The sequence below is a fragment of the Promicromonospora citrea genome (genome assembly GCF_013004695.1).
GTDB classification, from domain to species: Bacteria; Actinomycetota; Actinomycetes; order Actinomycetales; family Cellulomonadaceae; genus Promicromonospora; species Promicromonospora citrea.
Map to the genome: position 1 here is coordinate 1 of NZ_JABEMG010000086.1, position 19,813 is coordinate 19,813.

Below are 19,813 nucleotides of genomic sequence, written 5' to 3' on the forward strand. Positions count from 1 at the left end.
CCCGTCTCACGGCCGGGACGAGCAGCCGGCCACGGGACCGTCGGCGCGCCCGGCCTCGTCCGCGCGGCGCACGGGCTGGCGGCCGACCTCGGCGCACGGAGCGGCCGGCGGCCCGTCACGGTGGTCGTGCCGTGGCCCGGGGCGGCGTCCGTCGGTACCGCACCCGGGGCACCGGCCCTGACCGACGTGGCCGCCGCGTACGGCGCCCGCCGCACCGAGACGCTGACCGACCACCGCACGCCCGCGACGGCGCAGGCCGTCACGGCCCTGCCGCAGGTGCACGACGACGCCGTCCGCGCGCTGTACCCGCAGGCGTCCGCCGCCGAGGTGACCCGGGCCGCGGGCGGCGCCCGGCGCGCGGGGGCCGTCGTCTTCTTCACGGGGTTGTCGGGCTCGGGCAAGTCCACCGTCGCGCGCGCGCTCGCCGCCGAGCTCGAGGACGACGGCCTGGGCACCACCCTGCTCGACGGCGACGAGGTGCGGCACCACCTGTCGAAGGGGCTCGGGTTCGACCGCGAGTCCCGCGAGACGAACGTCCGGCGCATCGGGTACGTGGCATCGCTCGTGGCCCGGCACGGCGGCATCGCCGTCGCCGCGCCGATCGCCCCGTTCGCGCAGGGCCGCGCCGAGGTGCGGGCACTCGCCGAGCAGGCGGGTGGCCGCTTCGTGCTCGTGCACGTCAGCACGCCGCTGGAGGTGTGCGAGGCGCGCGACCGCAAGGGTCTCTACGCGCGGGCCCGGGCGGGCGAGATCCCCGACTTCACCGGCATCTCCTCGCCGTACGAGGAGCCGACCGACGCCGACCTGGTCATCGACACGACGGACGTGCCGGTGGCCGAGGCGGTGGAGCGGGTCCGCAGGCACCTGACCGCCGTCCTGGGCTGAGGGCGACGGCCACCACACAGGCCGACCCCGCACACGTCGCGTGTGCGGGGCCGGCCGGGGTGCCGCGCGGCAGGATCCGCGCCGTGCCAGGGGTGCGGCTAGGACGCCGTGCCCTGTGCGGCGGCCTCCTGCGCCCTGCGCTCGGCCTCCTCGGCCTTGCGCTCGGCCTCCTGCGCCTTGCGCTCCGCCTCGGCGAGACGCTGCTCGGCCTCCTCGGCCTTCTTGCGCACGGCCTCCTCGGCCGCGCGCTTGCGCTGCAGCGCCCGCCGGCGGGCAGGTCCCATCCCGGGCTTCTGCGCTCGGATGAACTTCTTGTAGGCGTCCGCGACCTCGTGGACGGGGCCGTCCATGACGAGCTTGCCCTGGTGCATCCACAGGACGCGGGTGCACATGGCCTCGATCGTCGAGATCGAGTGGCTGACGAGGAAGACGGTGCCCGCCTTGGCGCGCACCTCCTCGATGCGTGCCTTGCTGCGCTCCTTGAAGGCGGCGTCGCCGGTCGCCAGCGCCTCGTCGATCATGAGGATGTCCGGGGACGCGGCCGACGAGATCGCGAACCGCAGGCGCGCGCCCATGCCGGAGGAGTACGTCTTCATCGGCAGGTAGACGAAGTCGCCGATCCCGGCGAACTCCACCACCTCGTCGAACTTCTCCTCGACCTGCTTGGGCGTGAGCCCGAGCGCGAGCCCGCCGATCATGATGTTCCGCTCGCCCGAGAGCTGCGGCATGAGCGCGGCGTTGACGCCGAGCAGCGACGGCTCGCCGGAGACGTGCACGCTGCCCGACCGCGGCGGCATGAGCCCCGCGATGGCGCGCAGCATGGTGCTCTTGCCGGAGCCGTTGATGCCGACGATGCCCACCGACTCGCCGTGGCGCACCGTGAACGAGACGCCCCGCACGGCGTGCACCTCGCTGACCGCGCCGACGTGCTTGCGGCCGGCCTGGAGCAGCCTCTTGTAGAAGGGGACCTTGACCTTGACCTCGCGGATCTCGGCGCCCTGCTTCTCCGCCTCCTTCTTGGCCCGCCCGCCGATGACGCGGTAGACGACGTGCAGGTCGTCCACCACGAGGCACGGGTCGCCGAGCTCGGTCTCCAGGGCCTCCTCGCCCTCGTCCTCCGGCTCGATCTCGAGGTCGAAGTCCATGTGCTCGTCGGCCTCAGTCACGTCCGTACCTCTCCTCACCGCGCCAGAACACGACGAAACCGATCACGAAGAACACCACGGCCCACACGGCGCCGAGCACCCACATCAGCCCGCTGTGCGGGAACATCTCCTCCTCCTGCATGAGCACGGAGCGCACCAGGTAGAGGTAGACCGCGACGGGCTGGTACTCCAGGACACCGCCGACGACGGCCTTCGACGCCTCGGGGATCTCCAGCCGCTCGACGTAGCTGACGACGGGGAAGATGACGCCCGACGCGTACATGACGACGCGCATGACGAACGGGAGCACGTTCTCGATGTCCGGCGTGCTCGCCACGAACCGCGCCATGATGAACGCGAGGCCGGTGTTGAAGATCCACATCAGCGCGACGGCGGCGGGCAGCAGGAGCCACCACCACGTCACGTGGATCATCTCGTAGGTCGGCAGGAACCCGCTGAGCAGCGTGATGGCGCACATGACGACGATCGCGGGGATCAGCGTGGTCAGGAGCGAGAGCACGGTCGAGATCGGGAGCACGGCGCGCGGGAAGTGGAGCGAGCGCAGGAGCTGCGTCTTGCCGCTGATCGACTTGGCGCCGCCGGTCACGGAGGCCTCGACGAACCGGTACATGAACACGCCGATCACGATGAACGCGATCGAGTTGTCCACGTCGCGGCTCAGCTTGAGCAGCACGCCGAAGATGAGGACGTAGACGGCCGCGTTGAGGATCGGGTTCAGGACCGCCCAGAGCTGGCCCAGGTAGTTGTTCTGGTTCCGCGCGTAGGCGGTGGACGTCGCCAGCACGCGGATGAAGGCCCAGCGGCCGACGAGATCACGGATGTACTCGCCGAGCGGCGGCCGGACGTTCAGGGGGCGCAGGCCGTACTTCTTCGCCAGGGCGAGTCGCTCGGCCGATGTCGTGCTCGGGACGAGCGGTGGCGGCGGCGTCTTGGCGCTGCCGCTGGCCGCCGCACCTGCGGGCGCTGCGGCGTCGGTCGTAGGTGTGCTCACGGTGCGTGAAATACCTATCTGGTCGGGGGCACTGCCGGACACCATCCGGCCTTTCGATCCTAGCGGGTCACGAACCCTAGCAGGATGGTCGGGAACTCCGGGGCGCGGCACCTCACCTGCGCTCACCTGCACGTCACCACGGGGGCGCGCCGGGCGGCGCCCGTCCCGTGAGAGACTGCACCGCGTGCATCACCCCCACCCGGCCACCCGGCCGACCGAGCGTGCGGGCGCGCCGCGCGCCGCGGGCGCGCTGGTCGAGTCGCCCCTGCAGCTCCTGTGCGCGGTCGAGGCGCACGCCGCCGGGTACACGGGCACTGCCGCACACATCCACGTCCGCGACGACGTGCCGGCCCTCGGCGACGCGCTGTCCGCCGTCCGCGGGCTGGCCCTGCCGGACGGGCTGGACTTCGACCTCACCGGGCCGCGTGCCACCCTGGCCGCGCGCGAGCCGGTCTGGGTCGTCGGGGACGCGTTCTCCGGCCTCTTCCAGGCCACGGCCCCGCTGCGGCGGCCCGAGCACGTGGTGCTCGTCGACGACGGCCTCGCGACGCTCGAGCTGGTCCGCCTCCTCGTGCGCGGGGCGCCCCTGCTCCGGATCGGCCGGCCCGCGTCGGCCCCCCGCAGGCTGCTGGGCGCGCTCGCCGGCCGCCGGCTGCGGACGCTCGCGGCGCAGGGCCGCGTGACGCTCTTCACCGCCCTGCCGCTCGCCCCCGAGCTCCGCGACGGTCTGCGGGCGCAGGGCTTCGCGGTGCACCACAACCGGTTCGGCTGGCTCGCGGCGCAGCCGGCCGACGAGGCGATGTCCGAGCCCACGATCGTCGTGGGCACCGGTATGGTCGCCGACGGCCTGATCGACACCGACCGGTACGTCGGCTGGGTCCGGTCGCTCGCCGCGGAGGGCGAGCTGCGCTACCTGCCGCACCGGCGGCAGACGCGCGAGCTGCTCGAGAGGCTCGCCGCGATCGACGGGGTCCACGTGGACGCCCCGGGGGCGCCCGTCGAGATCCGGCTGCGGGGCCTGCGGCGCGGCCAGCGGGTCGTGAGCCTGCCGTCGACGTCGACCATCCTGCTGACCACTATCATTTCACCGCTCGGTGTCCCCGTCACCGCGCTCGACGTGCCCGCCGACTGGTGGACCCCGCGCGCCACGGCCGAGCACCGAGCACACCTGACCAGCGTCGGCGAGCTCGCGCAGCGCGCGAGAGCAGCCGTCGACGCCGGTGACCCCGACTTCCCGGAGGCGAACGAATGACCATCCGCGTGCTCGCTGTCGCGGACAGCGACTCGTACCTCAAGTGGGCATGCGCGACGCTCGACAGGCTCGGCCCGGTCGACGACCCCGACCTCGACCGTTCCGCGGTGCTCGTCAAGACGCCGATCGCGCCGACCACCGGGCAGATCGCCGCGGCCGTCGCCGGGTCGTCCGTGGTCCGGCCCGCCGTGCTGCCCGTCTCCGAGCTCGCCGCCAAGGTCCGCAGCACGACGCCGGACATCGTCGTCATCGCTGCCACCGGGCCGGTCGCCGAGGTCGTCGCGCGCGCCGTCGTCGCCGCGGCGGGCGAGCGTCGCCCCGCCCTCGTGACGGGCCTGCCCGGCATGGCGCTGCCCGCGACGCCCGAGGGCACCGGCTGGCGGCGCTGGTGCGACGCCTTCGTGGTGCACAGCCGCCGCGAGGTGACGGCGTACCGCGAGGCGTTCGCGACGCACGGTGTCGCCCCGGCCATCCCGCTGGCGCACCTGCCGTTCCTCGAGCGGACCGCCACCAGCCTCGGCGCCGAGCCCGTCAAGCGGGTCGTCTTCGCCGCGCAGGCGAAGGTGCCGGACAACCGGCCCGACCGCGTCGAGCTCCTCGACCGCCTCGCGCGGCTCGCCGAGGAGGTCGAGGTGATCGTCAAGCTCCGCGCGCGCAAGGGCGAGCGACAGACGCACAACGAGGCGTTCCCCTACGACGAGCTGTGGGACGCCGAGCACGAGCGGCTCGGGCACCGCAGCGACGCGCTGCGCTTCGTCGACGGGCCCATGGCCGAGTGGCTCCAGGCGGGCACCGCGCTCATGACGGTCAGCTCGACCGCCGCGATGGAGTCGCTGGCGCTGGGCCTGTCCACCGTGATCCTCGACGACTTCGGCGTGACCACCGAACTCCTCAACGAGCCCTTCGCGGGCAGCGGCTGCGTGATGTCGGTGGCCGACGCCGCGGCGGCGTTCCGTGCCGGCGGCCCCGCGCCCGACCCGGAGTGGCTCGACGACAACTACCTGCACACGACCGAGTCGGAGCTGCCCGCGACGGTCCGGGAGCTGGCCGAGCGCCGCGCGGCCGGCACGCTGACCCCTCTCACCGAGGTCAAGCCGTGGCTGCGCAGCCGGTACCTGCGCATGGCCGCGCAGATGTACCTCCCGAAGCCGGCCTACGACGCGATCCGGCTCTCGACCCGCCCCGTGCGCCTGCTGTTCCAGGACCGCAAGGCCTGACGGCGCCGGACACGACGACGGCCCGGGGAGCACACGCTCCCCGGGCCGTCGTGTCGTCGGCGGGTGTCGCCGGGTCAGACGCCGTCGTCCACGCGCACGCGCTCGGTGAGGCCGCGCAGGAAGCCCGCGCCCCACGACAGGTGCATGGTCACGAGCGTGGCGGGCAGGGCGAGCGCCGAGCGCAGGTCGAGCCGCGGCCGGCGGGTCGCCGCGTGCACCGACGCGACCAGCACGCCCGCGAGGTAGGCCGCCGGCGCGACGAGGCCCGCCACGGTGGCGGGCACCGACCCGGCGACCAGACCGACCACGGTCACGACGGCGGACGCCGCGAGCACGACCACGACGGTCGGCGGCGCGAGGTACCGCACGCTCGCCGTCCCCGGGTTGCGACGCACGACCTCGCGCCGCCACATGCCGGTGCGCCAGAACTGCGTCGCGACGGCGCCGAAGGTCCTGCGCGGCTTGTACTCGACCACGAGCGACGGGTCGAACCACAGGAGGCTGCCGGTCGTGCGCAGGCGCAGGCACAGCTCCCAGTCCTGCGCGCGCACGTACACAGGCGAGTAGCCGCCGACGCGCTCGAGCGCCTCGCGGCGGAACGTGCCGAGGTAGACGGTCTCGGCGGGGCCGGCGGTGCCACCGGTGTGGAACGACGCCGAGCCCAGACCCGCCGGGTGGCTCATCGCACGGGCGACGGCCCGCTGCACGGGGGTGTCGCCGACCGGGTGCATGCGGCCGCCGACGCCGTCGGCGCCCGACTCCAGCAGCGCGGTCACCGCCCGGCGCACGTACGTGGGCTCGACGACGGTGTGGCCGTCGACGCGCACGAAGACGGTGTGCCCGTCGGGCATGCGCTCGAGGCCGGCGTTGAGGCCCAGCGGCTTGGACCCCGTGGGGTTGTCGACCACGGTGATCCGGCCGGTCTCGACGGCGAGCTTGTCCGCGATCTCCCGCGTCCGGTCCTGCGAGGGCCCCACGGCGAGGACCATGTGCAGCGGGTGCGGGTAGTCCTGGTCGAGCACGGAGCGCACCATCGCCTCGAGGTAGGGCTCCTCGTCACGGACGACGGCGACCACCGTCACCAGCGGCATGCTCGCCGCGTCAGTCCTCTCGGGCACAACGGTTCCTCTCGTGGGCTCGTCCACCGGGCTGCCCGGCCCGGGTCCCCCGGGCGCTCCCGCGCCCGGAACGGCCGAGGGCGGGCACCGCACCGCGGCGCCCGCCCCCGACGTGCTGCACCGTGGTCTCAGGCGTCGACGCGGCGCAGGCGCGACATCGGCGAGAACTCGCCGGGCATGACGCGCTTCTCGCCGTCGCCGAGAGCCTTCTCGAGGATGCGGATGTCGCGGACCAGGTTCTCGAGGCCCTTGGGCTCGAGCGAGGAGGCGTGGTCCGAGCCCCACATCGCGCGGTCGAGCGTGATGTGCCGCTCGACGGCGACGGCGCCCAGCGCCACCGCGGCGAGCGAGATCTGCAGGCCGGTCTCGTGGCCCGAGTAGCCGACGGGCACGCCGTAGCGCTCCTGCAGCGTCGTGATGGTGCGCAGGTTCGCCTCCTCGGGGGGAAGCGGGTAGGTCGACGTGGCGTGCAGGATGACGAGCTTGCTCGTGTCGAGGATCTCGACGGCGGCGTCGATCTGCTCGAGCGTCGACATGCCGGTCGACAGGATGATCGGCTTACCCGTCTCGGCCAGCGCGCGCAGCATCTCGTGGTCCGTGACGGACGCCGAGGCGACCTTGTGGGTCGGCACGTTCATCTTCTCGAGGAACTCGACCGACGGGGCGTCCCACGGAGAGGCGAACCACTGGATGCCCTTCTCCTTGGCGTACGCGTCGATCTCCGTGTACTCGGGCTCCTCGAACTCGACCTTGTACTTGTACTCGAGGTACGTCATCTCGCCCCAGGGCGTCTGCCGGATCTTGTCACGCTGGTCCTTCGGCGTGCTGATCTCGGGCGTGCGCTTCTGGAACTTCACGGCCTGGCACCCGGCATCGACCGCGACGTCGATCAGCTTCTTGGCGATCTCGACGTCGCCGTTGTGGTTGATGCCGATCTCACCGATCACGTAGACGGGCTGGTCGGCGCCGACCTTCAGGTCGCCGATGGTGACCGGCGCGGGCTGCGCGGTGGTCGCGCTCATAAGAGGGTCCTTCCGAAGGGGTCGAGCACAGGGTAGTGCTGTTACGTGGTCGTCGGGTCAACCGGTGACGACGGGGGTCTGGGCAGCCACCGCACGGGGGGCGGCTTCACCCGGACGCGCAGCGAGTATACGGTCACAGACCTCCCGGACCGCACCGTTCCCGCCCTCGTGCGCGAGCACCACGCGGGCCTGGGCCTTGACTTCCGGGCGCGCGTCGGCCACCGCGACGGGCCAGCCGACGACGGCCATCGCGCCCAGGTCGTTCACGTCGTTGCCGACGTACGCGACCCGTGCCGGGTCGAGGTCCTGCTCGGCTATCCACGCGCGCAGCGCGGACGCCTTGTCGTCGACACCGTGCATGACCTGCACCTTCAGCTTGTCGGCGCGCGAGGCCACCACCTTGTTGGTCTCGGTCGACAGGATGAGGATCGGCAGGCCCGTCCGGCGCAGCCGCGAGACGCCCATGCCGTCACCGCGGCTGACGCGGACCTGCTCGGTGCCGTCCTGGTCCACGTACGCGTGGTCGTCGGTGTGCACGCCGTCGAAGTCCGTGACGAGCGCGTCGACGTCGAGCGGGGCGGGAGTGGAGTCCGTCACCTGGTCGACGAGCCGGCGCGCGAGCCACAGGTCGCGCGGCTCGTCGATCTCGATGGCCCACTCGGACGCGACCGGCTGGATGCCGACGTCGCCGAAGAAGCGGGAGCTGCCCTGGCGGAAGCCCTCGGTGCGCATCACGTAGAACGCGCCGGTCTCCCGGTAGTGCGGTGCGCGCTCCTGGCGGCGCGGCCGGTAGTCCGTGGTGTGGCCGACGGGCGTGGCGACGCCGTCGTCGATCCGCCACTGGAAGTCGTGCGTCTCCGCCACGGCGACGACGACGTCCTTCTCCCCCGAGGCGACCCGGCGGATCGCCGTGTCGAGGTCCTCGGGGTCGATGAACGGGGACGTGCACTGCACGAGCACCGTGACGGGCGGGACCTCCTGCGGCGGCAGGCCGCCGTCGCCCGCCTCGATCCGCTCCAGGACGTGCTGCAGCGCCGACTCCGACGAGGCCGTGCCGCCCGCGATCTCCGCGGGGCGCGCCACGACGCGGGCACCGTGCGAGCGTGCCTCCGCCGCGATCTCGTCGTGGTCGGTCGACACGATGACCTCGGCGACCGAGGGCGCGGCCAGCGACGCCTGGACGGCGCGGCCGACGAGCGTGATCCCGTCCACCCGCGCGAGGTTCTTCAGGGGCACACCCTGCGAACCTCCCCGGGCCGGGATGACGACGACGGCAGACGGGGACTCAGCAGGTACGGACATGCGCGGCACTCTCGGTTCGGGTCGGACGGGCTGTGTCGTCCACAGTAGCGCCCACGGGTGACTACGACCCAGCCGCGCCCGGCGCACCCGCACCCTGCCGAGATGTGGGATCCTGCCGGTGCCGGAGGACGAGCGCGTCCCGACGGTGTCCCCCAGACAGACCCACGCGGCGTGGCGGCCGCACACCACGCCGCCGCGCGGAGAACGGAGAAAGCTCGAGTGCCCCCCATCGAAGGTCGCAAGGCGAACTCCACGCCCGCTGTCGTGGGCGCCCCTCGGGCGGTCCCCCGCGCCCAGCGGCGCGCCACCGCGCAGCGCACCCGCGAGGTGATGCACGCGCTGAACGCCGCGGGCACGCGGCCGTCGCTCGGCCTGTCCACCACGCGCAAGCTCGCCAAGGGCAGCGTGACCTGGCACAGCGTGCGCCCGGTGCGCGCCGCGGCGGTCGAGGGCGTCAAGGCGGCGATGGACCGCTTCGACGTCGCGACCGCCCGGACGCTGACCGACCTGCTGATGGCCGACACCCCCAACCCCGAGGTGGGGCAGCTCGCCGGCGACGTCGCCGTGCTGGCCGGTGACACCGAGGCCGCCGAGCAGTACTACTACCAGTCGTCGCGCGGCACCGGGTCGGTCGCACGACGACGTGCCAACGCGCAGCAGCGCGTGGCCGGCGTGCAGCTCTATCTCCGGCTGCGCGACGAGGTGCTCGCCCACGAGGGCCCCGCGGAGCTGTCCGACCTGCGCGACCTCGCGACCTCCCTGCCCCTGTCCGAGCACGCCCGCGCCGAGGCGGCGTACGGCCGCTACCTCGTGGCCTGCCTCACGCTCGGCACCACCGGCCCGCTGGCCGAGCTGCTCGACGGGTTCGCCGAGGCCGGGTTCCTCGCGGCGATCACCGCACGGCCCGGCGCCCTCGACCTCGCGTGCGAGAACATCGAGTACCTGGCGGGCGAGGGCGACCACGCGGGCGCGCTGCGCCTCGCGCAGAGCACCTTCCGCTCGAAGGGTCTCGTCTCGCCCCGGTTCCTCGTCGCGCTCGGCAACGCCTTCGCCGCGCTGAGCCGGTACGACGCGGCGCTGCGTGCCTTCCGCATCGCCGACTCCGGTCCCGGCTCCGTCCGCGCGGCCCAGGTCGCGTGGGTCGTCCACGACACCGAGCAGGCCCACACGTACGCCCGCAAGGCGCTCCGTCAGGACGTGCCCCGCCCGACCGTGCGCACCGTCCTGCGCCGCGTCGAGGAGCCGATCACGCCGGCCGAGGCCGACGCGCCGGCCGACGGCATGGGACACGTGGCCTTCTACGTCGACCGCGGCGAGAACTTCGGCGACATCGTCCTGCCGCACGCCGTCCGCGACGCCATCACCGAGCCCGCCGGACCCACCGAGTGGGTGCCGTTCCACGCCCACCAGGTGTTCGACGACGAGTTCGTCCGGATCGCGAACGCGCAGCGCGCGCTCGTCGTCGGCGGCGGCGGCCTCTTCCTGCCCGACACCTCCCCCAACGGGAACAGCGGCTGGCAGTGGAACGTGCCGTTCTCGTCCCTCGAGGCGATCCAGGTGCCCGTGTACGCCTTCGCCGTCGGCTTCAACCTGTTCACCGGGCAGCAGTTCAAGGGCGACCTGTTCCGCCGCAGCCTGATCGCCTTCACGCGCAAGGCCGAGTTCCTCGGCCTGCGCAACACCGGCTCCATGGAGCGCGTCCGCGACCTGCTGCCCACCGACCTGCACGACAAGGTCCGGTTCGTGCCGTGCCCCACCACCGTGCTCCAGCACATCCGCCCCGGCCTCGCCGCGGCCGACCCCGGCTCGGGCACCGTCCTGCTCAACGCGGCCTTCGACCGCAGCGAGCGCCGCTTCCAGGGCGGCTACGCCGAGTTCCTCGCCCAGATCGACGAGTTCGTCGAGCGGACGACGCAGGGCGGCGCCGAGGTACGGATCGCCGCCCACACGCGGGGCGACCTCCGGCTCGCGGCCGACCTCGAGGCCGCGCACGGACGCGTCCTCGCGGTCGACGAGCTGCACAACCTCGACCAGGCGGAGGCCCTGGACGTCTACCGCCGCGCCTCGCTCGTGATCGGCATGCGCGGGCATGCGACGATGATCCCGTTCGGCGTCGGCACGCCCGTCCTCAGCATCGTCTCCCACCCCAAGATGCGGTACTTCCTCGAGGACGTCGACCGCCTCGACTGGGGCTTCGACGTCGGCGACCCGCGGCTCGGTGCGGCGCTCGCCGAACGGACGCTCGACGTCCTCGACAGGGAGGCGGTATACCGGTCCGACGTGGCCGACAGGCAGCGGGTCCTGCTGCCGCACGTCCGGTCCGCGGCGGCGGACCTGGCGAAGGGGTGAACGGCCGCACGGCCGTTAGACTCGACCGGTCTCAGCACACCGAAACGGAGTAATCGATGCCCACCATGCGGAGCGTGCCGCTCGGCCGTGAACCGGGCGACGCGGAGATCGCGTCGTTCGCCGACCTGATCGACAGGCCCCTGCTCATCGTCGGCAACGGACCCTCGTCCGCGATGCCTCCCTACCGCCGGATCCCGGCGGACGTGGTCGTCTTCCGGATGAACTGGTTCTTCCTGGAGAGCAACTACCACTTCGGTGACCGGGTCGACGCGTACTTCAGCGCGATCCCGAACGAGAAGATGGAGAAGCTGCTCCAGGAGGAGATCCGCTCCGCCCGGTACGACGTGCGCAGGATCCTCAGCCCGATGCGGCACGCCGCCGGGCGCGACGGCGACAAGTACACGCTCGAGCCGATGAACGGCGTCGAGGAGCTCGACTCCTGGTCCATCCCCGCGCGGCACCCGCGGCTGGCCCGCGCCTTCATGAGCCGGCCGGGCCTGCCCACGACCGGGATGCAGGCCCTCGCCTTCGGCCTCGGGGTCGGGTTCCGGGAGGTGTACCTCGCCGGTGTCGACCTGTACGAGTCGAAGGACAGCCGCTACGGCTACACCGTGACCCAGGCCGCCGAGTCCGCGCTCAAGGACAAGGACCTGACGCCGGGCTACGAGTCGGCCCACGGCCTCGACTCCGACCTCGCGTTCCTGCGGTCGTGCCTCGCGGAGTTCCCCGACGCGACCATCCGCTCGGTGAGCCAGTCCGACACCCTGCACCTCTTCGTGCCCCCGGCCGAGGACGTCACCGAGCGGCCGCACCTCACGCAGGACGCCGTGCCGACGCTCGCCCGCTCGAAGGACACGGTCGAGCTGTCGTTCGCCGAGGTCGGCGAGGACACCTCCGCGCTCGTCCCCGAGGTCGGCGGTCCGCTGTGGAAGGAGATCGACGGGCGCAAGTGCGCGTACGTCACGGTCGTCTCCGGTGCGTACCACCACGGCGCACGAGCCCTGGCGAACTCGCTGCGCGAGCACTCCGACGTGCCGCTCATCGCCCTGGTCACCCCCGACGCCGACCGCGCGGCCCTGGCCGCGAGCGGCATCCGGACCATCCAGGTGCCCGGCATCCGCAACCCGATGCTCTCGGGCGGCCGGAAGATCCAGGCGCGCTTCGCGATGACCTACACGAAGCTGCACGTGTTCCGCCTCGACCTGTTCGACCGCGTGGTCTACCTCGACAGCGACACCGTCGTGAAGGGCCCGATCGACGACCTGTTCGAGGGTGACGACTTCGCCGCCGTGCCCGACGCGGGCCTCGACCTGCCGGACGGCACGGTGTTCAACTCCGGCGTGTTCGCCGTGACGCCGGCGCACGGCATGTTCGAGAAGATGATGGCCGAGCTGAACCACACGACGTCGTACGACGGTGGCGACCAGGGCTTCCTCAACGAGTTCTTCGCGGACTGGCGCAAGCTGCCCCTGGAGTACAACACCACCAAGCGCATCTACTCGCACCACCCGCAGGTCTTCAACGAGGAGGACGTCCGGGTCCTCCACTACGTGGGCCGCAAGCCGTGGGAGCCGACCTCCAAGGGCGAGCGGTACGACCAGCTCGACTACGCGTGGCTCGACCACCTCCAGGACTGGGAGAAGAACGAGCTGGTCCGCGACCTGCGGCACATGGTCGCCGCGGGCAAGCCGCCGGAGGCCGGGAGCAGCAGCCCGTTCCGGCTCGCGCAGCAGGCGAACCGGACGAACAACGCCAAGGAGGCCGTCCGCGTCCTCGAGGCGGCCATGGCCGAGCGCGAGCCCACGGCATCCGAGCTGCGCGAGCTGGCCAAGGCCTACCGCAGGCTCGGCCGCCACGACGACTGCGCCCGGGCGCTCAAGCAGGCGTACGCCCTCGACCCGCGTCGCAGCGTGATGCGCGACATGATGCTGGCCCAGGCCCGGTCCATCAAGAAGAAGCTGGCCTGAGCACCCTGCCCGACGACGCGGCGCCCGGTTCCCCGAGGGGAGCCGGGCGCCGCGTCGTCGGGCGTCCGTCCGCGTGGGCCGCCGCCGTCACCGGCGGGCGAGCCGCCGGATCCGGCGCAGCCGCTTGCGCAGACCGGGCGGCACCATCGCCTTGATCCCCGCGCCCGCCGTCGTGCCGGAGGGCGCCGGCGCGCGGGTCGCTGCGGGGGCCGGGGCGGCGCCGGGCACAACCCCGCCGCCCTCCTGCCGCGCCACACCGGTCGACGCCGCCTCCGCGGCCTCGACGAGCCGGCGACGCTCGTAGTCCTGCGTCCAGCTCGCCTGGGCGAGGCTGAGCTCACGGTCGCTGTAGGGCACGAGGTCGGCCGTCACGGTCTCACCGGTGAGCCGCTCGTAGATGGTGGCGAGGTTGGCCCGCGTGGTGTCCACGAACCGCTGCTGGGTCGCGGCGAGCTCCGCGTGCAGCTCCGCGCGCCGGGCGCTCACCTCGCGCACGCGCGCGAGCGCGACGTCGGCCAGGTCCTCCGACCACGGGTCGACGAGGAACTCCGGGTGGCCGATCTCGTGGGCGAAGTACCGGATCTTGTCGTTGGTGCCCAGGGACAGCGGGATGTTGCCCAACCCGAACGGGATCATCTGCGAGTGGCCGCGCGCGCCGAGGACCAGGGGCAACCGCGCGTAGGTGCGCACGCCGTCGAACAGCACGGAGGGAGCGCCGTACAGTGCGCGGCCCGTGAGGCCGAGCTCCTCGCCGTACCGCCGGAAGAACGCCATGTCGGCGCGCTTGTGCCCGAGGAACTCGACGTCCCAGCCGTCACCCTGCAGCCCGAGGACGATCTCGCGCAGCCGCGGGAAGATCGCGTCCGGCGCCAGCCCGGAGTCGACGTGCGCCGTCTCGAGGCCCACCTGCACGCCGATGCGCTGTTCCGTCGCGGGCCCCGCACCCGCCAGGCCGGGCAGCAGCACGCGGCCGATCGTCGTCGGGCAGGGCTGCAGCGTGAGCTGCGTCGCCGCGGCCGGCTCGTCGAGCCAGGCCCGCATGTCGTCCACGGCACCGGTCGACCGCAGCCCGAAGAAGATGCTCTGCGCCATCGTCTGGTTGATGTGGCGGCGGAAGACGGGGTTGTGGCGCTCCGGGTCGAACGGGGCGGGGTTGCCCGCGCCGAAGACGATGACCGGCTTGCGCAGCCGGGCCAGCAGCTCGGTCGTGATGTTCCACTGCCAGCCCGAGGCGGGCATGGCGTTGGTGCGACGCGGGAAGATGCCGCCGCCACCGATCACCACGGCGTCGAAGTTCTCGTTGATGTCGTCGACGAGGGAGGCGGTGGCCTCCTGGCGGAACGGGCTGGTGGTCGTCACGTCGAAGTACGCGCCGTCGCCCCACGCGTTGAACGTCTGCCGCACGAGCTCGAAGAGCAGCTGGTCGCCGTAGCTGTAGACCGTCTTCAGGTCGAGATGGAGCAGGTGCTGACGCTTCATGATTCCTCCGTTGGAACAGGCGCCCCCCTGTGCGGGAAGGCTAGCGCCCGCACCCTCGGTTCGCTCGGAAAATGTGCAGCCGACGTCGGCTCGGCCGGCAGGTACGGCGAGAGCCCCTCCCCGTCGACCAGGCGGTGCAGCGCCGTGTTCGACGCGGCGAGGGCCACGAGCAGGCGCTCCCGCGCCGCGGGCGTCAGGAGCACGGGCGGCGGGTGGGTGACGTTGGAGAACTTCTCGTCCAGGACGTGCCGCAGCACCTGGGCGTCCTCCTTGCCCAGAAGGGCGTTGCCGACCAGGGCGAGCTGCAGGGCGACCTCGGAGTAGCCGCGGTTGACCGCCTGGGTGTTGAAGCTGAACACGGGCGTGACGCCGGTGCCGGTCGCCCGGAAGAAGTCCCGCACGAACCCGCGGCCGCCGCGCTCCCTGATGGTCTCGAAGTACGTGACCACGAGGTCGGCGTCCTCGGGCAGGGCGGCGCGCACGCTCTCGACCAGGACGTCCCAGCGCAGGTGGTCGACCGTGACCGGGTCGAGGAACTCCTCGAACCGGAGCGTCGAGCCCATGCGGACCGTCTGCAGGTAGGCGCTCTCGACGAACCGGTCCTGCCTGCGCACGCCGAACAGCACCGTGAGGCGCTCCGGGCGCAGCTCCTCGCGCGCGATCCGCAGCACGTCGGGCGCGGCCCGGTACAGCGGCCCGGCGCGGAAGGACGTCACGGTCGCGAAGAGGTCCTCGTGCGAGAGCACGAGGCTGTCGTGGCCGTCGCGCCCGAGCTGCTCGCGCACGCGCGCGAAGGCCGTGCGGACGTGCTCGAGGTCCCCGCCGTGACGGCGCCAGTGCGCGTGCTCCCCCGCCGTGACCGCCTCGAAGTCGTGCCGGACCAGGACGCCGTACCCGCGTGCTCCGAACGCCGCCCGGTTGGCGCCGAGCGCCTTCTGCACCAGCGTGGTCCCCGTCTTGGCGGCGCCCGCGTGCAGGACCAGGTGCTTCATGTCGGCGAACCTACGCCGCCCCCGGCACGGCGGCATCTGCTCCCGGACGCATGGACCCGGACGCACGGGCCGGAGGCACGGACCCTGATCGGCACCGGACAGACGCCGGACAGACGCAGGACGCCGGGACCGTCCGTCGACGGTCCCGGCGTCCTGCGTCGGGCACCCGGGTCAGCGCCCGGGGTCAGGTGCTCCGGTCAGGAGCCCAGCCGGCTCAGCCGACGGCGCACCCGCGCCGCGACCGACGGCCGGCGCGGCGGGGCCGCGGCCGCGACGGCCTCGAGCTCCTTGCGCGCCTTGGTGAGCTCGCGCTTGACCTTGTTGTGGTCCTGCTCCAGCTTGTCGAACCGCATGGACGAGTCGTACGCCCGGGCGGCCGTGCGCCGCTCCTGCGGCGAGAGCGGCCGGAACGACGGCGCGACGGTCTCGCCGGTGAGGCTCCGGTAGATGTCGCCGAGGTTCTTCATCGACGTGTCGAAGAAGCCCTGACGCACGCCCGCGAGCTCCTTGCGCAGCTCCGGCTGGCGCTCGTAGGCCTCGTTGATCGTGCGGTACAGCGTGTCCTGGAAGCCGTCGGCCCGCGGGTCGATCGCCCACTCCGCGTGCCCGATGTCGGTCGCGAAGTAGCGGATCTTGTGGTGCACGTAGAGCGAGAGCGGGATGGCGCCCATGCCGAACGGGACCATCTGCGCGTGGCCGCGGGTGCCGAGGATCATCGGCAGCCCGGCGAAGTACTCGATGCCCTGGTACAGCACGTCCCGGTTGCCCCACAGCACGTGCTCCGAGTCGACGATGCCGCGCTCGGTGAGCAGGTCGTGGAAGCCCATGTCCGCGCGCGCGTGCGGCACGCTCTCGATGCGCCAGCCCTCGTCGGAGAGCTTCGCGAGCACCTCGACCTGGTCCGCGTAGATGGACGCCGCGTCGAACCCGGCGCGCAGCTGGCGCTTGCCGACGATCGACTCCGCGGAGATGCGCCGCTCCTGCGGGATCTCCTCGCGGAACAGGTCGGGGTAGAGGAAGGACGACAGCGTCGTCGGGCAGGGCTGGTACACGACGCGGTCGCGGTTGGCCTCGGTGATGTAGTCCTTGATCGTCTCGACCGACCCGTGGTTGCGCAGACCGAAGAACACCGACTTCTCGAGCGTCAGGTTCACGTGCTCACGGAACGGGTCGGCGAAGTCCGCCTGGTCGATGAAGCGGTTGTTGCCGACGGCGAAGATGATCAGCGGCTTCTCGATGCGGCGCAGCTGCTCGAGCGAGATGTTCCACTGCCAGCCGGACCGCTGGTTCGGGTTGGTGTCGCTGAGGAAGAGGCCACCGCCGCCGACCACCACGGCGTCGACGTGCTCGTTGATGAAGTCGACCAGGCGCGGGGTCACGGGGTCGCGCAGCTGACGGCTCTGCACGATCTCGAAGGCGTCACCGCCCGCGAAGCCCTCGAAGAGCTCCCGCACGGTCTCGAACAACAGGGTGTCCCCGTAGTTCCCGTAGGTCTTGATGTCGAAGTGGAACAGCCGGAGTCTCTTCATCGCGTCACGCGCCAGGTCGTCGGGTGCACGGGTAACCATCCTTGATCACTGTGGTCAGAACTACGGGGACCGTCGTCGCCGACGACGGGACGTCAGGGGCGGGCCAGCTCACCGCGCACCGGGGAGGTACGGGGACTCGCCCAGGTTCACCGCCAGGTCCGGCGAGCCCGCGGAGAGGCTGCTCGTCACCATCTCGTGGAGCGCCTTGTTGAAGGGCGCGAGCGCGGTCAGCATCTCCTCGCGCTGCCCCGGGGTGAGGAGCAGCGGCGACGGGTGGGTCGCGTTCGAGAAGCTGGCGTCGAGGAACAGGCGCAGCTTGCGACGGTCCTCGGGCTCGAGCTCGGCGTTGCCGACGAGCGCGAGCTTCAGTGCCACGTCAGAATACCCGCGATTGACCGCGTCGGTGTTGAAGGTGAACTCCGGCGAGACGCCGACGCCGGTCTGCCGGAAGAACTCGCGCACGAAGTTCCGTGCGCGCAGCTCCTTGATGCTCTCGAAGTACGTCAGGTGGAGCTCCGCGTCGGCGGGCAGCGCCGCCCGCATCGTCTCGACGAGCACGTCCCAGCGCAGGTTCTCCGGGATCACCGGCGCCATGAACTCCGAGAAGGTCTTGGTCGAGCCGACGCGGACCGTCTGCAGGTAGGAGCTCTCCACGAAGCGGTCCTGCCGGCGCACCGCGAACAGCACCGTCGTGCGCTCGGGCCGCAGCACGTCGAGGGCGCGCCGCAGCACCTCGCCCGCCGGCGCGTACAGCGGCCCGGTGCGGAAGGAGTGCACGGAGGCGAGGAGGTCCTCGTGGGACAGGACCAGGCTGTCGTGCGTCAGGCTGTCGCGCAGCAGCTCGAAGGCCGTGGTGACGTTCTGCAGGTCCCCGCCCTGGCGGCGCCAGCGGACGTGGTAGCCCTGCGTCACGTCCTCGTACTCGTTCCGGGTCAGGACGTCGTACCCGCGCTCGGCGAACGCCGCGCGGTTGGCGCGCAGGGCCTTCTGGACGAGCGTCGTACCGGTCTTGTGCGCGCCCACGTGCAGGACGAGGTGCTTCACGGGAACCAACCTTTCGGACGGAGGACGCCCCCGAGGATACAGGCGCTTCTCACCCGCTCCGTGAAGGCCCCGGTGAGGGCCCTCACCACCGGGCGAGCGCGACCGCGCTCACCCGCACCCGCGCGTCGTCGAGCGTGCGCAGGGTGACCCGGCCGGACATCGGCTCGGGCAGCCGGACGGTCAGGACGCGCCGGGCGGTGCTCGGGCCGTCCGTGTCCAGCACGGCGACGCGGGTGGTGCCGACGTAGACGCCGATCCGGCCGCGGCCGGGCGCCGTCGCCACCATGACGCGGACCTGGGTCACGCGCCGGACGTCGGTGACCACGAGCCGGCTGTCGGCGTGCACGGTCGACCAGGCCCGGCCTCGGTAGTAGGCGTCGTCGCGCACCTGGGCCCAGGTGCCCGTGGTGCGCGCGGGCGTCGTGAACGGCAGGGGGCGCGTGGTCCGCACCAGGTGCGAGATGGGTCCCTGCCTGCCGTTGCGGTCGACCGCGCGCACGGCGTACTGGACGGAGAGCCCCTCGGCGGCGTACAGGTTCGCGGACGTGCCGGACACGGTGATCACCCGGCGCCAGTACCGCTCGTTCGGCAGGGGCGACCGGTGGCCCGCGTACCGCTCCAGCACCTGGTAGCGCACGGCGCCGGGCACCGGGTCCCAGGAGAACCGCGTGCGTGCGGGCCACTGGACGGGGTACTGGTCGCCCTTCGCCGGGAGCGGCGACACCTCGGGCGTGGTGAAGCGGACCGTGCCGTGCCGGTCGAGCGCCGCGTTCTTCATCGCGTTCACCGTGCGCCGGACCGCGGGGAGGCGCTCGTCGAGCCGCTCGCCCGGGCACGCGGTCCAGTTCGTCGTCCGGTGGCCCAGGATGCGCGGCACCCGGACGACGTCGCCGGGCCTGCTGCGGGTGCCCGAGCCCTGGCTCCCGCCGTTGGGCAGCCCGACGGTGCCGAGCACCGGCACGTGGTAGCGGTACGCCTTCCAGGCGAGGACGCGCTCGATGCTCTTCAGCAGGGAGGCCGGCGGCCCCGCGGTCTCGAAGGTGCCCATCGCGGCGACGCCGATGGTGCCGGTGTTGAAGCCGCCGGCCTGGGCACCGATCGGGTTGTCCGTCGCCGCGTCCTCGCGGCCCACGAAGATCGTGCCGAACCGGTCGACGAGGAACTGGTAGCCGATGTCCGGCCAGTCGCGCGACCGCGTGTGGTAGACGTGGATGCCGCGCACGATCGCCGCCGACTGGCTCCGGCTGTACGCGTTCGTGCCGGCGGTGTGGTGCACGTACATCGCGTCGAGCCGGCCGGAGAGCTCCGGCCACAGCGAGCCGAGCGACTCGTCCGCGCCCCAGCCGCTCCGCGACACGATCGGCGGGCGGATCTCGTCGCCCGTCGCCGCGGCCGCGGTGCCCGGGGGCCGCGCCGCTGCCGTCCCTGCTGCCGTCGCCGTCGCGTCCGCCGCGCGCTCCCCCGGGTCCACGACGTCCACGCGCAGCCCCGCCGGCGCCC

General features: G+C 72.5%; 15 protein-coding genes. 5 read left to right on the top strand and 10 right to left on the bottom strand.

Annotation, left to right across the window (positions count from 1 at the left end; all coding sequences use genetic code 11):
* On the top strand, positions 1-885 hold an 885-nt coding region (gene cysC, locus HLB15_RS15865), incomplete at its 5' end, for an adenylyl-sulfate kinase (protein ID WP_171106738.1).
* Between the two features lie 98 nt (positions 886-983).
* Here cysC and HLB15_RS15870 read toward each other — a convergent pair.
* Positions 984-2,051 (bottom strand): ABC transporter ATP-binding protein, encoded by a 1,068-nt coding sequence (locus HLB15_RS15870; protein ID WP_171106739.1) that lies wholly within the window; start codon positions 2,049-2,051, stop codon positions 984-986.
* Positions 2,044-3,042, bottom strand: coding sequence for an ABC transporter permease (locus HLB15_RS15875; protein ID WP_171106740.1), 999 nt, complete (start codon positions 3,040-3,042; stop codon positions 2,044-2,046). Before HLB15_RS15875 ends, HLB15_RS15870 begins: the two co-directional genes overlap by 8 nt.
* A gap of 184 nt (positions 3,043-3,226) precedes the next feature.
* Here HLB15_RS15875 and HLB15_RS15880 point away from each other — a divergent pair, with 184 nt between their 5' ends.
* Positions 3,227-4,294: a hypothetical protein gene (locus HLB15_RS15880; RefSeq protein WP_171106741.1), complete on the top strand. Its 1,068-nt coding sequence runs from the start codon at positions 3,227-3,229 to the stop codon at positions 4,292-4,294.
* A complete protein-coding gene (locus tag HLB15_RS15885) occupies positions 4,291-5,511 on the top strand; it encodes a DUF6716 putative glycosyltransferase (protein ID WP_171106742.1) in 1,221 nt (406 codons plus the stop codon). Before HLB15_RS15880 ends, HLB15_RS15885 begins: the two co-directional genes overlap by 4 nt.
* Positions 5,512-5,585: 74 nt before the next feature.
* Here HLB15_RS15885 and HLB15_RS15890 read toward each other — a convergent pair whose 3' ends face one another.
* The 3 genes from HLB15_RS15890 to HLB15_RS23810 form a co-directional block, all read right to left on the bottom strand.
* Entirely contained in the window at positions 5,586-6,629 is a 1,044-nt protein-coding gene (locus HLB15_RS15890) for a glycosyltransferase family 2 protein (protein ID WP_229785426.1), read from the bottom strand.
* Between the two features lie 128 nt (positions 6,630-6,757).
* Complete coding sequence (locus HLB15_RS23805) at positions 6,758-7,651, bottom strand: N-acetylneuraminate synthase family protein (protein ID WP_212759955.1); 894 nt, start codon at positions 7,649-7,651, stop codon at positions 6,758-6,760.
* 57 nt (positions 7,652-7,708) lie between these two features.
* On the bottom strand, positions 7,709-8,953 hold the full coding sequence (locus tag HLB15_RS23810) for an acylneuraminate cytidylyltransferase (protein ID WP_212759956.1): 1,245 nt from the start codon (positions 8,951-8,953) through the stop codon (positions 7,709-7,711).
* A gap of 219 nt (positions 8,954-9,172) precedes the next feature.
* On the opposite strand from HLB15_RS23810, the gene HLB15_RS24865 reads away from it, so the two are divergent.
* Both HLB15_RS24865 and HLB15_RS15905 read left to right on the top strand, forming a co-directional pair.
* Positions 9,173-11,302 (top strand): polysaccharide pyruvyl transferase family protein, encoded by a 2,130-nt coding sequence (locus tag HLB15_RS24865; RefSeq protein WP_171106743.1) that lies wholly within the window; start codon positions 9,173-9,175, stop codon positions 11,300-11,302.
* Positions 11,303-11,358: 56 nt separating this feature from the next.
* On the top strand, positions 11,359-13,269 hold the full coding sequence (locus HLB15_RS15905) for a glycosyltransferase (protein ID WP_171106744.1): 1,911 nt from the start codon (positions 11,359-11,361) through the stop codon (positions 13,267-13,269).
* Positions 13,270-13,356: 87 nt separating this feature from the next.
* On the opposite strand, the gene HLB15_RS15910 is transcribed toward HLB15_RS15905, so the two are convergent.
* From HLB15_RS15910 to HLB15_RS15930, 5 genes are all read right to left on the bottom strand, one after another.
* Positions 13,357-14,748: a polysaccharide pyruvyl transferase family protein gene (locus HLB15_RS15910; protein WP_171106745.1), complete on the bottom strand. Its 1,392-nt coding sequence runs from the start codon at positions 14,746-14,748 to the stop codon at positions 13,357-13,359.
* On the bottom strand, positions 14,745-15,740 hold the full coding sequence (locus HLB15_RS15915; protein WP_171106746.1) for a hypothetical protein: 996 nt from the start codon (positions 15,738-15,740) through the stop codon (positions 14,745-14,747). Before HLB15_RS15915 ends, HLB15_RS15910 begins: the two co-directional genes overlap by 4 nt.
* Before the next feature lie 197 nt (positions 15,741-15,937).
* Positions 15,938-17,308 (bottom strand): polysaccharide pyruvyl transferase family protein, encoded by a 1,371-nt coding sequence (locus HLB15_RS15920; protein WP_171106747.1) that lies wholly within the window; start codon positions 17,306-17,308, stop codon positions 15,938-15,940.
* Between the two features lie 69 nt (positions 17,309-17,377).
* Positions 17,378-18,313 (bottom strand): hypothetical protein, encoded by a 936-nt coding sequence (locus tag HLB15_RS15925; RefSeq protein ID WP_171106748.1) that lies wholly within the window; start codon positions 18,311-18,313, stop codon positions 17,378-17,380.
* An 82-nt stretch (positions 18,314-18,395) separates the two neighbouring features.
* Positions 18,396-19,813: N-acetylmuramoyl-L-alanine amidase (locus HLB15_RS15930; protein WP_171106749.1), on the bottom strand; the 1,418-nt coding region annotated here is incomplete at its 5' end.

Excerpts from the sequence above, each read along its gene's own strand:
- HLB15_RS15885 (WP_171106742.1), top strand. The coding sequence starts at position 4,291 with ATGACCATCCGCGTGCTCGCTGTCGCGGACAGCGACTCGTACCTCAAG.
- HLB15_RS23805 (WP_212759955.1), bottom strand. The coding sequence starts at position 7,651 with ATGAGCGCGACCACCGCGCAGCCCGCGCCGGTCACCATCGGCGACCTG.
- HLB15_RS23810 (WP_212759956.1), bottom strand. The coding sequence starts at position 8,953 with ATGTCCGTACCTGCTGAGTCCCCGTCTGCCGTCGTCGTCATCCCGGCC.
- HLB15_RS15905 (WP_171106744.1), top strand. The coding sequence starts at position 11,359 with ATGCCCACCATGCGGAGCGTGCCGCTCGGCCGTGAACCGGGCGACGCG.
- HLB15_RS15910 (WP_171106745.1), bottom strand. The coding sequence starts at position 14,748 with ATGAAGCGTCAGCACCTGCTCCATCTCGACCTGAAGACGGTCTACAGC.
- HLB15_RS15915 (WP_171106746.1), bottom strand. The coding sequence starts at position 15,740 with ATGAAGCACCTGGTCCTGCACGCGGGCGCCGCCAAGACGGGGACCACG.
- HLB15_RS15920 (WP_171106747.1), bottom strand. The coding sequence starts at position 17,308 with ATGGTTACCCGTGCACCCGACGACCTGGCGCGTGACGCGATGAAGAGA.